General features: G+C 63.1%; 9 protein-coding genes and 1 tRNA gene. 9 read left to right on the plus strand and 1 reads right to left on the minus strand.

Annotation, left to right across the window (positions count from 1 at the left end; all coding sequences use genetic code 11):
* Positions 1-17 precede the first annotated feature (17 nt).
* Positions 18-950: an NAD kinase gene (locus ACLBKS_RS11530; protein ID WP_410192945.1), complete on the minus strand. Its 933-nt coding sequence runs from the start codon at positions 948-950 to the stop codon at positions 18-20.
* Between the two features lie 121 nt (positions 951-1,071).
* Between ACLBKS_RS11530 and hrcA the strand changes: the two genes are divergently transcribed.
* From hrcA to ACLBKS_RS11575, 9 genes are all read left to right on the plus strand, one after another.
* The gene (gene hrcA / locus ACLBKS_RS11535; RefSeq protein ID WP_410192946.1) at positions 1,072-2,091 is read left to right on the plus strand and encodes a heat-inducible transcriptional repressor HrcA; all 1,020 of its coding nucleotides are present in this window, start codon (positions 1,072-1,074) and stop codon (positions 2,089-2,091) included.
* Between the two features lie 86 nt (positions 2,092-2,177).
* Positions 2,178-2,254 (plus strand) — tRNA-Ile (locus ACLBKS_RS11540).
* 59 nt (positions 2,255-2,313) lie between these two features.
* The gene (locus ACLBKS_RS11545; RefSeq protein ID WP_410192947.1) at positions 2,314-3,330 is read left to right on the plus strand and encodes a diguanylate cyclase domain-containing protein; all 1,017 of its coding nucleotides are present in this window, start codon (positions 2,314-2,316) and stop codon (positions 3,328-3,330) included.
* A 243-nt stretch (positions 3,331-3,573) separates the two neighbouring features.
* Positions 3,574-5,796, plus strand: a complete 2,223-nt coding sequence (locus ACLBKS_RS11550) for a TonB-dependent siderophore receptor (protein ID WP_410192948.1) — start codon at positions 3,574-3,576, stop codon at positions 5,794-5,796.
* Positions 5,797-5,863: 67 nt separating this feature from the next.
* Positions 5,864-7,018 carry a PepSY-associated TM helix domain-containing protein gene (locus ACLBKS_RS11555; protein ID WP_410192949.1) on the plus strand — a complete coding sequence of 385 codons (1,155 nt, stop codon included), beginning with the start codon at positions 5,864-5,866 and terminating at the stop codon, positions 7,016-7,018.
* A 58-nt stretch (positions 7,019-7,076) separates the two neighbouring features.
* Entirely contained in the window at positions 7,077-7,283 is a 207-nt protein-coding gene (locus tag ACLBKS_RS11560; protein WP_410192950.1) for a hypothetical protein, read from the plus strand.
* Positions 7,284-7,333: 50 nt separating this feature from the next.
* The gene (locus ACLBKS_RS11565; RefSeq protein WP_410192951.1) at positions 7,334-10,963 is read left to right on the plus strand and encodes an ATP-binding protein; all 3,630 of its coding nucleotides are present in this window, start codon (positions 7,334-7,336) and stop codon (positions 10,961-10,963) included.
* Entirely contained in the window at positions 10,960-11,970 is a 1,011-nt protein-coding gene (locus ACLBKS_RS11570) for a response regulator (protein ID WP_410192952.1), read from the plus strand. Before ACLBKS_RS11565 ends, ACLBKS_RS11570 begins: the two co-directional genes overlap by 4 nt.
* 34 nt (positions 11,971-12,004) lie before the next feature.
* Positions 12,005-13,498: an AMP nucleosidase gene (locus ACLBKS_RS11575; RefSeq protein WP_410192953.1), complete on the plus strand. Its 1,494-nt coding sequence runs from the start codon at positions 12,005-12,007 to the stop codon at positions 13,496-13,498.
* Positions 13,499-13,554: the final 56 nt, after the last annotated feature.

Below are 13,554 nucleotides of genomic sequence, written 5' to 3' on the forward strand. Positions count from 1 at the left end.
AGAACTCCTTCAGAGAGTCAAGTCTCATTCCAATGCAATTTCTTGCGCAGGGTGTCGAAATAGCTCCAGCCGCGCGGGTGCAGGAAACGCGCGGTGCGCGCCGAACGACGGACCAGGATGCGGTCACCTTGCTGCAGCGCAGTCAGGGTCTGCATGTCGAAATTGACCATGGCCTCGCGCTCGGAGACGATTTGCAGGGAGACCTCCGAATCCGAGGGCAGGACAACAGGCCGGTTCGACAATGAATGTGGCGCGATCGGCGCAAGCACCCAGCCCGCGATGGCGGGGTGGAGGATGGGGCCGCCGGCCGAGAGCGAGTAGGCGGTGGAGCCGGTGGGCGTGGCGAGGATCAGGCCATCGGCCCGGTGGTTGGCCACGAAACGGCCATCCACTTCCACGTGCAGTTCCACCATGCCCGAGGAATTGCCGCGATGCACCACCACGTCATTCATGGCCAGGGCGTCGAAGACACAGTGATCACCGTCTGGCCCGGGACGGATCACCCGCGCCTGCATCAGCGCGCGTTCTTCCGCTTCATATTCGCCATGCAGCATGGGTGGCAGCACGCTGGCGTAACTCTCCAGAGAGATGTCGGTGATGAAACCGAGCCGCCCGCTGTTGATGCCGATCAGTGGCACGCCTTGGCCCGTGTCGGGGTGAAAGAGCACGCGGCTGGCGCCCAGCATGGTGCCGTCGCCACCTACCACCAAGGCGAGGTCGCAGCGGGACGCGATGTCGTCCAGGCCCAGCGTCGGCAGGCCATCCAAGCCGTCGGCGGCCAGGGCTGTTTGTGCTTCCACCATCACGGCGCAACCTTGTGCTTGGAGCAGGGCCGCGATGCCTCCCAGCGCCGGGCGTGCCCGCGTACTGGCCGTTCCCGGGGTGCCGCCGGGTTGCGGGGCGAGTGGGTAGCGGCCGATCAGGGCAACTTGGTGGAATCGGAGGTTCATGGCGGGAAGCTGTGGGTATGTATCAATATACAGTATTGGCGCCGGCTTTCAATCCTTCCAGCGACTTGATTTGCAAGAATGGTTCGGGTGTGCGCGGGGCTCGTCGTTAGAATGATTTTCCATGCTGGATGACCGTGCCAAGTTGCTTTTGAAGACGCTTGTGGAGCGTTACATCGCCGACGGGCAGCCGGTCGGCTCGCGCACGCTATCGCGCGCCTCGGGGCTGGAGCTGTCGCCCGCGACCATCCGCAACGTGATGTCCGACCTGGAGGAATTGGGCCTGATCGCCAGTCCCCACACCAGCGCCGGACGGGTGCCCACGGCTCGCGGCTATCGTCTTTTCGTGGACACCATGCTGACCGTGCAGCGTGAGCAGATGGCTGCGTCGGAGTTCGCGCCCCATCAGCTCGTGCCTGACCAGCCCCAGAAGGTCATCAGCAATGCGGCCAATCTGTTGTCTTCCCTGTCGCAGTTCGTCGGGGTGGTCGTGGCACCCCGTCGTTCCTCGGTGTTTCGACACATTGAATTCCTTCGTCTGGGCGAGCGGCGCATTCTGGTCATCCTGGTTTCGCCTGAGGGTGACGTGCAGAACCGCGTGATCTTCACCGGGGCCGATTACTCCACCTCCCAGCTCACCGAGGCTGCCAACTACCTCAACGCCCATTACCTCGGCCTCACGCTGGAGCAGGTGAAGGAGCGTCTTCAGGGCGAGGTCGAGAAACTGCGCGGCGAGATTGCTGCCTTGATGCAGGCGGCCGTCACAGTCGGCACCGAGGCCATGAGTCAGCCGCAGGAAGAGGTGGTGATCGCGGGCGAACGCAATCTGCTGGCGGTCAGCGATTTCTCCAGCGACATGAGCCATCTGCGTCGTGCCTTCGATCTTTTCGAGCAGAAGGCTCAACTGATGCGACTGCTCGACAGCGCGGGCCAGGCCGAAGGCGTGCGCATCTTCATCGGCGGCGAAAGCCAGGTCGTGCCCTATGAGGAGCTCTCCGTGGTCAGCGCGCCTTACGAGGTGGACGGCCAGATCGTGGGCACTCTGGGTGTCATTGGTCCCACGCGCATGGCCTATGACCGCATGATCCAGATTGTCGACGTCACCTCCAAGCTGCTGGGCAACGCGCTCAGCCACGGCAAATAAGTCAAGTTTCCTGCCCCTGCAGTTGGGCGGAGTCGCCACTTACAATCCCCCACTTCGCGGGCAAAGCGATCGCGGTGCTTGCGTGGGGGGCGTTAGCTCAGTTGGTTAGAGCAGGGGACTCATAATCCCTTGGTCGCTGGTTCGAGCCCAGCACGCCCTACCACCCCATCGTCAGCAGGCCGGCGGAGAGTTGCAAGCCCAGGTCGCCTGCACAATGCGGCGATGGACCCCATCCTCGACCGCCTCGCCACAACCGTTGCCACGGCCCAATCCGTCGAGGAGCTCACACGCCCCTTGCTGGAGCTGTTGCAAGCCGCCACCGGCTTGGAGTCCACCTACCTCACTCGGGTGGATCTGCAGCAAGGTGTGCAGAACATCCTGTATTCCAAGAACACCAGCCGGCTCCACATGCCTGAAGGCCTGGCCGTGCCCTGGGATGACACCTTGTGCAAGCGGGCCCTGGAGTCCGGTACTTTATTCGCTGACGACGTGGATGTGCGCTGGGCGCAAGCCGGTGCCGCGCGCAGCCTTGGGGTGCGTACCTACATGACCACGCCCGTCTACCTGGGCGATGGGGCGATGTACGGAACTTTGTGTGCAGCGAGCGCAGACCGACACGCTCAACCTCCCCAGGCGCAGCGTTTGTTGGAATTGTTTGCTGCTCTGATCGCCCACCAGATTGAACGCGAACAGTTGGTGGCCCAATTGCTGCAAGCCAATGCGCGGCTGACCGCTTATGCCACCACGGACCCGCTGACGACCCTGCCCAACCGTCGTGCCTTGCTACAGGAGTTGGCAAGGCAACTGGCTCAAGGACAGCGTCAAAAATTCTGGGTGCTGGTGGCCTTCATCGATCTCGATGGATTCAAGGCGATCAATGACCAACATGGCCACGGCGTGGGGGACCATTTCCTCGTTGAAATCGCAAACCGCTTGAAGGCCGAACTGCGTGCCGGCGATTTCGCTGCGCGACTAGGAGGCGACGAATTCGTCGTGGTGGGGCAGGGGCCTGCCAACGCCCACACAGTTGAGGAGGCCAAACACGCGCTCCAGGCCCGCGTGTCAGGCGTCACCACCGGCCCTATCCATTTAGGTGACATCAGGATGGACTATCCAGGCGCCAGCGTGGGGGTGTTGGCCGTCGAACCGGGTCAGCATGATCCGGAACAAGTGCTTCAGGGTGCGGACCTGCTGATGTACCAGGTCAAGGCAGCAAGACGCGGCCAGCGGGGGCCCTGATTTCAGAGTGAGTAGCTGCTTCACTAATGCAGCTCGCTTTTACTGCATTCTGAAGATCTATATCGCCGTGACCGCACGGATGCCTCTGCGTTAACGAGGTTCTCTTGTTGGATTTGCACCACGTTGGGGCGAGGAAATGTTGTTTTATTAATAGAAGTAATTATCATTGCCAGTTGCCTTTGCTTTGTTCAAGGTGAATTTGAGTTGAGCAATCGGGCGTTGGCCTCCTGAACAGTGATTTGGATGAGCAAAAAGAAAATGAGAAAAGCACGCACAAAAATTCAAGCAGCGAACACAAACTTTGATTTTGGATTTGACAGAAATCCGGTTGCCCGGGCGGTCCTGGTGGTCCTCCTGGGAGCAGCTTGTGTGATGCCCGCTGTGGCGCAGTCTGACACTGCTGTCTCCGATGCCTCCGGCGTCAAAACCTTGGAGGCCGTGACGATCGTCAGTCAACGTGAAGCACGCGTGAGCACAGGCGCGACCGGCCTGAATCTGGACATCAAGGAAACGCCGCAGTCCATCAGCGTGGTGACGGCGGAGCAGATGCAGGATTTCGGCGTCACCAATCTGAACGATGCGCTGCGTCTGACTACGGGCCTTCAGGTCGAGGAGACGGAGACCAACCGAACCCAATACACCGCGCGCGGTTTCGACGTCAAGAACACCCAGGTTGACGGGGTTGGCATGCCCAATGATTGGGGCATTGTGACCGGCGCGATGGATTCCTTTGGCTATGAAAAGATCGAACTCATCCGCGGTGCGAACGGCTTGTTGACCGGCGTGGGCAATTCTTCGGGAACCATCAACTATGTACGCAAGCGCCCCACCAATGAGCGGCAGGGTTCGGTGGGCGTCAGCTATGGCTCGTGGAATACCAAGCGCATCGAAGCAGACTATTCGACGCCGCTCACCGAAGATGGCCGCTGGGCGGGCCGCGTGGTCGCAGCGCGCGAGGAGGGCGGCTCTTATCTTCGCAGTTATGAAAAGGAGCGAACCTTCCTCTATGGCGTGGTTGATGGACAGATCGGTGACAACGGCATACTCACATTGGGTTATTCGCACCAGCAATCCGACAGCACCGGTAACTCGTGGGGAGCGCTGTCTTTCATGAACAGCGATGGCACTCAGAATGAGTGGAAGCGCAACGCATCGACAACGCAGGATTGGACCCACTGGGACACCAAGACCCAGAACGCGTTCATTGAATACGCACACCAATTGAGCGGGGACTGGCAGTTGAAGTTGACCTACAACCGCCGCATCGTCAGCAACGACTCCAAGTTGTTCTACGCAACCGACTACTTAGGCAATGGCATGGACCCGGTCACCGGTGAGGGCTTGTACGGTTATCCCTGGTGGGGTAAGGACGAGCTGACCGAGGACATGGGGGCGGTCACCATCAACGGTCGCTACGATCTGTTCGGCCGTCAGCACGAAGCCATGTTCGGCGTGAGTTTGTCCAAGAGCAAGGGAACCTACGACCAGTATGCCGCTACCTATGCCAGCGCTGGAGACCTCAACAACGATGGTTATGACGATGGGTACATCGAGATGCCAGGATTCCCTTGGGCCGGGAACGTCATTCCTGAGCCAATCTGGGGTAGTCTTTCGACCTATCGCGTCAACAAGCAGCGCATGACGCGTGCCTATGGTGCAACCCGGGTCGTGTTGGCTGATCGACTCAAGGCGGTGCTTGGTGCCAACTACACCGAATACCACCGTGAGGGTGTGAGCTATACGGTGGATTTCAACCAGACCGAAGCAAGTATCAGTCCCTATGCCGGCTTGACCTATGACTTCACCGATCGCTTGTTGGGCTATGTCAGCTATTCGGACATTTACCAGCCGCAAGATCAGTCTGACGCAAGCGGCCGCTACCTGGATCCGACCAAGGGAGTGAACTATGAAATTGGTGTGAAAGCGGATTGGCTGGACAAGCGCTTGCTGACCACCGTGGCCTTGTTCAGGGCGGAGCAGGATGGTTTGGCGACCGGTGCGGGCTACAACGCCAACAACGAGTACTACTACAAGGGTGTTGACGTCGAGTCCACGGGCGTCGAGTTTGAGGCCGTCGGTAAGCTCAACAACTTTCTCGATCTGACCTTCGGGTACACCGCATTGAAGTTGGATGGCGAGGACGGTGACGATACATACTCGTGGGTCCCGCGTCGCACCGCCAACTTGATCGTCAGCACCCGCTTGCCGAGCTACACCGCTGTGACACTCGGTGCTGGTGGCCGTTGGCAGAGCGAGATTTCCAACGTCGAGTCGAATGGCTACACCGTACGCCAGGACAGTTATGCGGTGCTCAATGCGTTCGCCGCATGGCGGATTATGTCCAGCACCACCTTGCGCTTCAACGTCAAGAACCTCACCGACGAGAAGTACATCAATACCTTGCGCTACAGCGGTCACTATGGCGAACCGCGCAACTATCAGATTTCTCTGAATCATCAGTTCTGATCGAAATTGGACGAAAACTGACTCTCTGAAACAGAAGACGCCTCCGGGCGTCTTCTCCATTCACACCATGCAAAACAAAACCATCAAAACCTGGTCCTGGCTGCACAAATGGAGCAGCTTGATCTGCACGGTCTTCATGCTGCTGCTGTGCCTGACGGGATTGCCGCTGATCTTTCACCACGAGATCGGGCATCTGCTGGGGACCGAAGTCGAGTCGCCGGAGATGCCTGCAGACACGCCGCGTGTCAGCGTGGACAAGGTGATGGCGGTGGCGAAGGCGCAGCATCCGGATCGGGTGGTGCAGTTCCTGTTCCCCGACGAGGACGACGCGAACGTCTGGTTCGCGACCATGACGCCTACCCCCGCACCGACGGATGATTTCCGCACGGTGGCCATCGACGCCCGCACGGGTGCGGTGCTGGCGCAGCCTCGGTTCGACGAAGGATTCATGTGGGTGATGTTCAAGTTGCACGTGGACCTGTTTGCAGGTCTGCCGGGCATGCTCTTCCTGGGCTTCATGGGCTTGCTGCTGCTCGTGGCCATCGTCAGTGGCGTGGTGCTCTACAGCCCTTTCATGCGCAAGTTGGAGTTCGGCGAGGTGCGTCGTGAAAACAGTCCGCGCATTAAATGGCTGGACTTGCACAACCTGCTGGGCATCGTGACCCTGGTCTGGTTGTTCGTGGTGGGAGCCACGGGTGTCATCAACACCCTGGCGGACCCGCTGATCAAGTATTGGCAGTACGACCAGCTCAGCGCCGTTTTGCAGCCTTACCAAGGTAAGCCGCCTGTGCCCGAGGCCGAGCGCGCCTCGGTGCAGGGCTCCCTGGACGCAGCTTTGCGGCAGGTGCCGGGCAAGGCTTTGTCCTTCATCGCCTTCCCAGGCACAGCCTTTTCCAGCCCGCACCACAACACCGTGTTCCTGAAAGGCAACGAGCCCTTCACCGCGCGTCTGATCCAACCGGTGCTGGTGGACGCCAAGACCAACGAGGTGACGGCGGCCCCGCCTTCGCCCTGGTACATCAACACGCTGCTGGTCTCGCAGCCGCTGCACTTTGGGGATTACGGCGGGCGGCCCATGCAGATCGTCTGGGCGGTGCTGGACATCGCGACCATCATCGTGCTGGGCAGCGGCCTTTACCTCTGGCTGGCCAAGCCCCAGGGCGCCGCCCGCCGCCGCCGTGACGCATCCAAGCCGCAGGACGAAAGCGCGGTGACCTCATGAGCATGATCTGGCATTGCAAGAGCCTTGATGGCACGTTGTTCGGTATGAAGGGAATCGCATGAGCGAGCAGCAGCAAGAACTGAGCGGACCCGCCATCTGGACCTGGCCTATCCTGCTGGGCGTTCTGACCGCTGTGGGGCTGGTTGCCGCGCTGTTCAGCGATGGTGGCTTCGGCGACATGCTGGCCGGCGTGTGCCTGTGGGTGCCGGCCCTGGTGGGCTTATGGCACGGCTGGATGCGCCGCCGCCGCACTGACGGAGCCTGAAAGCGCTCCTTCGAGGGTTTCCCGGGGGCCGCGCATGGCATGGTTCCTGAATGGCACTGGGCATGGATGCCCCGGCACGTTTTCCGTCTGAGTCCGCCGAAACTGCCGTGCCGGAACCGGCGGACTCGGCCGGTGCGCCCGTCCAGACCATCGTCAAGGTCCGGCGTGACTACAACGCCTGGGTGGCCAGCGAAACGCTGGAAGACTACGCGTTGCGCTACACGCCGCAGCGTTTTCGCAAGTGGAACGCCTGGAATGTCGCCAACACGGCTGCGGGTGGCGCGGCTTCCTTCCTGATCCTGGAGGCTGTGGGCGCCACGCTGCTGGTGCAGTACGGCTGGGCCAACGCCGCGCTCGCCATCCTGGCGACCGGCCTCATCATCTTTCTGGCCGGCCTGCCCATCAGCGTCTACGCGGCGCGTTACGGGGTGGACATGGACCTGCTCACGCGCGGCGCGGGCTTTGGGTACATCGGTTCGACCATCACCTCGCTGATCTACGCCAGCTTCACTTTCATCTTTTTCGCGTTGGAGGCCGCCGTCATGGCCTACGCGCTGGAACTGGCTTTGGACATTCCGCCGCGCTGGGGTTACCTCATTTGCGCGCTGGTGGTCATCCCCCTGGTGACGCATGGGGTCTCGGTCATCAGTCGCTTGCAGGTCTGGACCATGCCCCTGTGGCTGCTGATGCTGGTGGTGCCTTTTGTGACGGTCCTGGTGCTGGACCCCCATGCGCTCGATGGCGTTGTGCACTATATTGGTGATCGCAGTGGTACGGCGAGCCTGAGTTTGCTTCCCTTTGGTGCGGCGTTGACGGTGGGGGTGGCCTTGATGACCCAGATGGGCGAGCAGGCGGACTACCTGCGTTTCATGCCCGCGCGCACCTCCAGCAACCGCTGGCGCTGGTGGGCGGGGGTGCTGGCGGGTGGCCCGGGGTGGGTCCTGCCGGGCGTGCTCAAGATGCTGGGCGGCGCCTTGCTGGCCTACCTGGCTTTGGGTCAGGCCGTGCCAGCGGATCGGGCGGTGGACCCGAACCAGATGTACCTGGCGGCCTATGGTTATGTGTTCCCGCATTACGGCTGGGCGGTCGCCGCGACGGCACTGTTCGTCGTGATCTCGCAGCTCAAGATCAACGTGACGAACGCCTATGCCGGCTCCTTGGCCTGGAGCAATTTTTTCTCGCGCCTGACGCACAGTCATCCCGGGCGTGTGGTGTGGGTGGTGTTCAACACCTTGATCGCCTTCCTGCTGATGGAGATGGACGTGTTCCAGGCACTGGGCGACGTGCTGGGGCTCTACAGCAACATCGCGATTGCTTGGATGATGGCCGTGGTGGCGGACCTGGTCATCAACAAGCCCCTGGGGCTCTCGCCCAAGGGCATCGAGTTCAAGCGCGCGCATCTGTATGACATCAACCCCGTGGGCGTGGGCGCGATGGCCTTGGCGTCCCTGGTCTCGGTCACGGCGCACCTGGGCGTGTTTGGGCCCATGGCCCAGGCCTATTCGGCCCTGATCGCCTTGGGCGTGGCCTTTGTCACGTCACCCTTGATCGCCTGGGCCACGCGAGGGCGCTATTACCTGGCGCGCCATGCCCACGCGCCCGGCCATGCTCCGCGCGGCATGTCCGACCCGGTCTCGGGTGCGCGATCGCCGTGGCGTGGCCCAGACGTGGTGGCGGCGGGTGCGACGCAGGGGGCCTATTTGGGCGTGAAATTGCAACGCTGCGTGATCTGCGAGCGTGAGTACGAAGGACCAGACATGGCCCATTGCCCGGCCTACCAGGGTGCCATTTGTTCCCTGTGCTGCACCCTGGACGCACGCTGCGGTGATCTGTGCAAGCCGGGAGCCAGTTTCTCCGCGCAATGGAACAGCGTGCTGCAGCGCCTGTTGCCGCGCGCCTTGTGGCCGTACCTGGACCGCGGGCTCGCCCACTTTCTGTTGTTGATGCTGTTCACCGCGCCCTTGTTGGCGGGCGTTTTTGCGCTGTTCTACCAACAGGAATTGCAGGGCTTGATGCACCGCGGCTTGAGCTCCGCGGTCGAATTGGAGGCCGCCGAAGCGGCCCTGCGCTCGGCCTTCCTCAAGGCCTATGTGGCCCTGCTGCTGGTCGCGGGCACCGTGGCTTGGTGGGTGGTGCTGGCGCACAAGAGTCGGCAGGTCGCGCAAGAAGAGTCCAACCGCCAGACCGCGCTGCTGCGCCGTGAGATCGACCTGCATCAACAGACCGACGCCGCCTTGCAGGAGGCACGTCGTGTGGCCGAGGAAGCGCAGAGCATCGCCGAGCACGCGCGTTTGCAGGCCGAGCAGGCCAACCAGGCCAAGAGCCGCTACATCAGCGCCATCAGCCACGAGTTGCGCACGCCACTCAACAGCATCCTGGGCTACGCGCAACTGATGGGCGAGGACCCGCAAGTGCCCGCGCACCGCAAGCACGCGGTGCAGGTGATCCGACGTGGCGGCGAGCATCTGTTGTCGCTGATCGAAGGCACGCTGGACCTGGCGCGCATCGAATCGGGCAAGCTGACCCTGGACGTCAAGCCCATGGCCTTCGCCGACGTCGTGCATGAACTGGCCGCGATGTTCGAATTGCAGGCTGCGGCCAAGGGCCTGGCCTTCCGTTTCGTGCCCCTGTCCACGCTGCCCGAGCGGGTGCGCGCCGACGAAAAGCGCGTGCGCCAGATCCTGATCAATTTGTTGGGCAATGCCATCAAGTTCACGGCTCAGGGTGAGGTCACGTTCCAGGTGCGTCATGCGCGCGAAATGGCTTACATCGACATCCGTGACACCGGCCCGGGTATGGCGCTGGACGAGATGGAGCGCCTGTTCGAGCCCTTCGCCCGCACGGCGTCCGCGCAGGGGACACCGGGCGCCGGTCTCGGACTGACCATTGCCAAGATGCTGACCGACCTCATGGGTGGCGAGCTCACGGTGCAGAGTACGCCAGGCCTGGGCTCGGTGTTCCACGTCAAGCTGTTCCTGCCCGAAGTGCACGCCGCCCTGCCTTCGGCGCGACCAGCCATGCCCAGGCCACCTCGACGTGGCTACTTGGGCGCGCGGCGCCATGTGCTGGTGGTGGACAACGAGGAGCCGGACCGCGAGATGCTCACGCAGCTGCTCGTCCCCTTGGGCTTTGTGCTGCGCACCGCCTCCAGTGGTCACGACGCGCTGGACCTGCTGGCCGCTGGGTACCTGCCCGACGCCATCTTCATGGACCTGGCCATGCCCGGCATCGACGGCTGGGAAACCATCCGCCGCCTGCGTCGCATGCAGGGGTTGGCCCAACTGCCCGTGGCCGTGGTCTCGGCCAATGCCTTCGACAAGGGCCTGGAGAACGATGCGGGCATCACCCCCGCAGACTTCATCACCAAGCCCATCCGCCACAGCGAGCTGCTGGATTGGCTGGAGCAGCGACTGCAACTGCGCTGGACCGAGCACACGCCGCCTCAGTCCCCTCCGCCGGTCGCGCCCGGCCCGGTCACGCCACCCTCGGACGAGCGCGTGGCCGAGCTGCGCGAGCTCGCGGGGCTGGGCTACTACCGTGGCATCGTGCGCCTGCTCGACGAGGTCGAGGCGCAGAATCCGGTCCACCAAAGCTGGGTGGCCCAGGTGCGTGCGCTGGCGCGTGCGTACCGCTTCGACGCCATCCTCGCGCTGATCGAACCCTCTGCCTCGAAGACATGAGCGATACCTTGGCCCAGGCCCTCAACCGCGCGCACAGCGACGTGGTGCTGATCGTTGATGACGTGCCGGACAACCTGTCGCTGCTGCACGATGCGCTGGACGAATCGGGCTGCACCGTGTTGGTCGCCCTGGACGGTGCCTCGGCATTGCAGCGCGCCGCGCAGGCCCGACCGGACATCGTGCTGCTGGACGCCATGATGCCCGGCATGGATGGTTTCGAAGTCGCGCGGCGCCTCAAGGCCGACGCGACCACGGCCCACATTCCCATCATCTTCATGACGGGGCTGACCGAGACCGAGCACCTGGTGGCCGCGCTTGAGGCGGGCGGCACCGACTACGTGACCAAGCCCATCCGGCCCAAGGAGGTGCTGGCGCGCATGCAGGTGCATTTGCAGGGCGCGCGCGAGCGACGCCAGGCACGCAACGCGCTGGACGCCTTCGGCTACGCCAGCATCACCGTGCGCGCCAGCGATGGCCGCCTGATGTGGCAGACCCCGCTCGCCCGCGAATTGCTGGCGCGTTATTACGGTGAGCCGGTCCCCGGCCCCGCCCACGTGCCTGAGCCGGTGCTGTCCTGGTTGCGCCGCAGCGTGGAGCACGTGCTGGAAGCCCAGGCCCGGGGTGAGCCCCTGGCCGAACCCCCCCGCTTGAGCGTGGAGCAGGGCGCGCGCCGCCTCACCTTGCGTCTGCACCAGCGCAACGACGATGGTGCAACGTCCGCGTCCGCGGGCGACTGGATGCTCATCATGCAAGAGGCCTCGGACGAAAGCGTGATCGAGGCGATCTCCCTCAGCTTCCGGCTCACGGCCAAGGAGGCCGAAGTGCTCTACTGGGTCATCAAGGGCAAGATCAACCGCGACATTGGCGACATTCTGGGCAGCAGCCCGATGACGGTGAAAAAACATCTAGAGCGTGTCTACGCCAAGCTCGGTGTCGAGACGCGCACCGCCGCCGCGGCGCTGGCGATGAACCGCATTCGGCAATTGCATCCGCAGTTCGAGGGGTGAGAGCGGCGTGCGCCGCCTGCGGCAGAATCCGTGCATGCACCACCTCCCGCCCTTCATTTCGCCCCAACCCTTTGACGATGCCGCAGCGGCCCTGGCCCAGGTCCAGCTGATCTATGACGCCAGCATTGCGCATTTGCGCGAAGGCATGCGGCGTTTCGTGGCCGGGGATGACAGCGCCGGACCCGTGCGGGCTTACTACCCGCTGGTGCGCATCCGCACGGAGACCGTGCTGAGGCAGCAGGCGGGCGTGCAGGAGCGACTGAGCTACGGTTTCGTCGCGGGTCCCGGGGTGTACGAGACCACGCTCACGCGGCCTGATCTGTTCAGCACCTACTATTTGGAGCAGTTCCGCCTGCTGCTGCGCAACCACGGCGTCACGCTGGAGGTCGCGACCAGCCGCCAGCCTATTCCCGTGCATTTTTCCTTCGCCGAGCATGACCACATCGAGGGCAGCCTCAGCGCCGAACGCCGCCAGAAGATGCGCGATTGGTTCGACCTGCCCGACCTGGAGGCCATGGACGATGGCATCGCCAACGGCACCCACGAGGCCCAGGCGGGGCAGCCTCAGCCCTTGTCGCTCTTCACCGCACCCCGCGTGGACTATTCACTGCACCGGCTGCGCCACTACACCGGCACGGGGCCTGGGCATTTCCAGAATTTCGTGCTCTACACGAACTACCAGTTCTACATCGACGAGTTCATCCGTCTGGGGCGCGAACTCATGCGGGATGCGAACAGCGAATACATCGCCTTCGTCGAGCCCGGCAACGTGGTCACCCGCCGCGTGGGTGAACCCCCCAGGGAAGAGGACACCTTGGGCAAGGCGCCGCCACGGCTGCCCCAGATGCCGGCCTACCACTTGGTCATGCCCGATGGGAACGGCATCACCATGGTCAACATCGGCGTGGGCCCCGCCAACGCCAAGAACATCACCGACCATGTGGCCGTGCTGCGCCCGCACGCCTGGCTCATGCTCGGTCATTGCGCGGGCTTGCGCAATGGCCAACAGCTCGGTGACTACGTCTTGGCCCACGCCTACGTGCGCGAGGACCATGTGCTCGACGAGGAGTTGCCCTTATGGGTGCCCATCCCGGCGCTCGCCGAGGTGCAGCTCGCGCTGGAGCAAGCCGTGGCCGAAGTGACCGAGTTGCACGGCGCGCAGCTCAAGCGCATCCTGCGCACGGGCACGGTGGCCACCACCGACAACCGCAATTGGGAACTGCTGCCGGAGAATCGTCCGCAGCGCCGCTTCAGCCAAAGCCGCGCTGTGGCCCTGGACATGGAAAGCGCGACCATCGCCGCCAACGGCTTTCGTTTCCGTGTGCCCTATGGCACCTTGCTGTGCGTGAGCGACAAGCCCTTGCATGGCGAGATCAAACTGCCCGGCATGGCCGACCACTTCTACCGCGAACGCGTCGACCAGCACCTGCGCATCGGCATCCGCGCCCTGGAGCTGCTGCGCCAAGGCGGCGTCAACCAATTGCACAGCCGCAAGCTCAGGAGCTTCGCGGAAGTGGCGTTCCAATAAGTCTGCGCTCGGCGTGCAACAACGGCGCTTCACGCGCCGTTGTTTCGTGCGGCGAG

Origin of the sequence: Hylemonella sp. W303a, assembly GCF_046452315.1 — a bacterium.
Lineage (GTDB): Bacteria > Pseudomonadota > Gammaproteobacteria > Burkholderiales > Burkholderiaceae_C > Hylemonella.

Coding starts and splice junctions, on each gene's coding strand:
- ACLBKS_RS11530 (WP_410192945.1), bottom strand. CDS start 950: ATGAACCTCCGATTCCACCAAGTTGCCCTGATCGGCCGCTACCCACTC.
- hrcA (WP_410192946.1), top strand. CDS start 1,072: ATGCTGGATGACCGTGCCAAGTTGCTTTTGAAGACGCTTGTGGAGCGT.
- ACLBKS_RS11545 (WP_410192947.1), top strand. CDS start 2,314: ATGGACCCCATCCTCGACCGCCTCGCCACAACCGTTGCCACGGCCCAA.
- ACLBKS_RS11550 (WP_410192948.1), top strand. CDS start 3,574: ATGAGCAAAAAGAAAATGAGAAAAGCACGCACAAAAATTCAAGCAGCG.
- ACLBKS_RS11555 (WP_410192949.1), top strand. CDS start 5,864: ATGCAAAACAAAACCATCAAAACCTGGTCCTGGCTGCACAAATGGAGC.
- ACLBKS_RS11560 (WP_410192950.1), top strand. CDS start 7,077: ATGAGCGAGCAGCAGCAAGAACTGAGCGGACCCGCCATCTGGACCTGG.
- ACLBKS_RS11565 (WP_410192951.1), top strand. CDS start 7,334: ATGGCACTGGGCATGGATGCCCCGGCACGTTTTCCGTCTGAGTCCGCC.
- ACLBKS_RS11570 (WP_410192952.1), top strand. CDS start 10,960: ATGAGCGATACCTTGGCCCAGGCCCTCAACCGCGCGCACAGCGACGTG.
- ACLBKS_RS11575 (WP_410192953.1), top strand. CDS start 12,005: ATGCACCACCTCCCGCCCTTCATTTCGCCCCAACCCTTTGACGATGCC.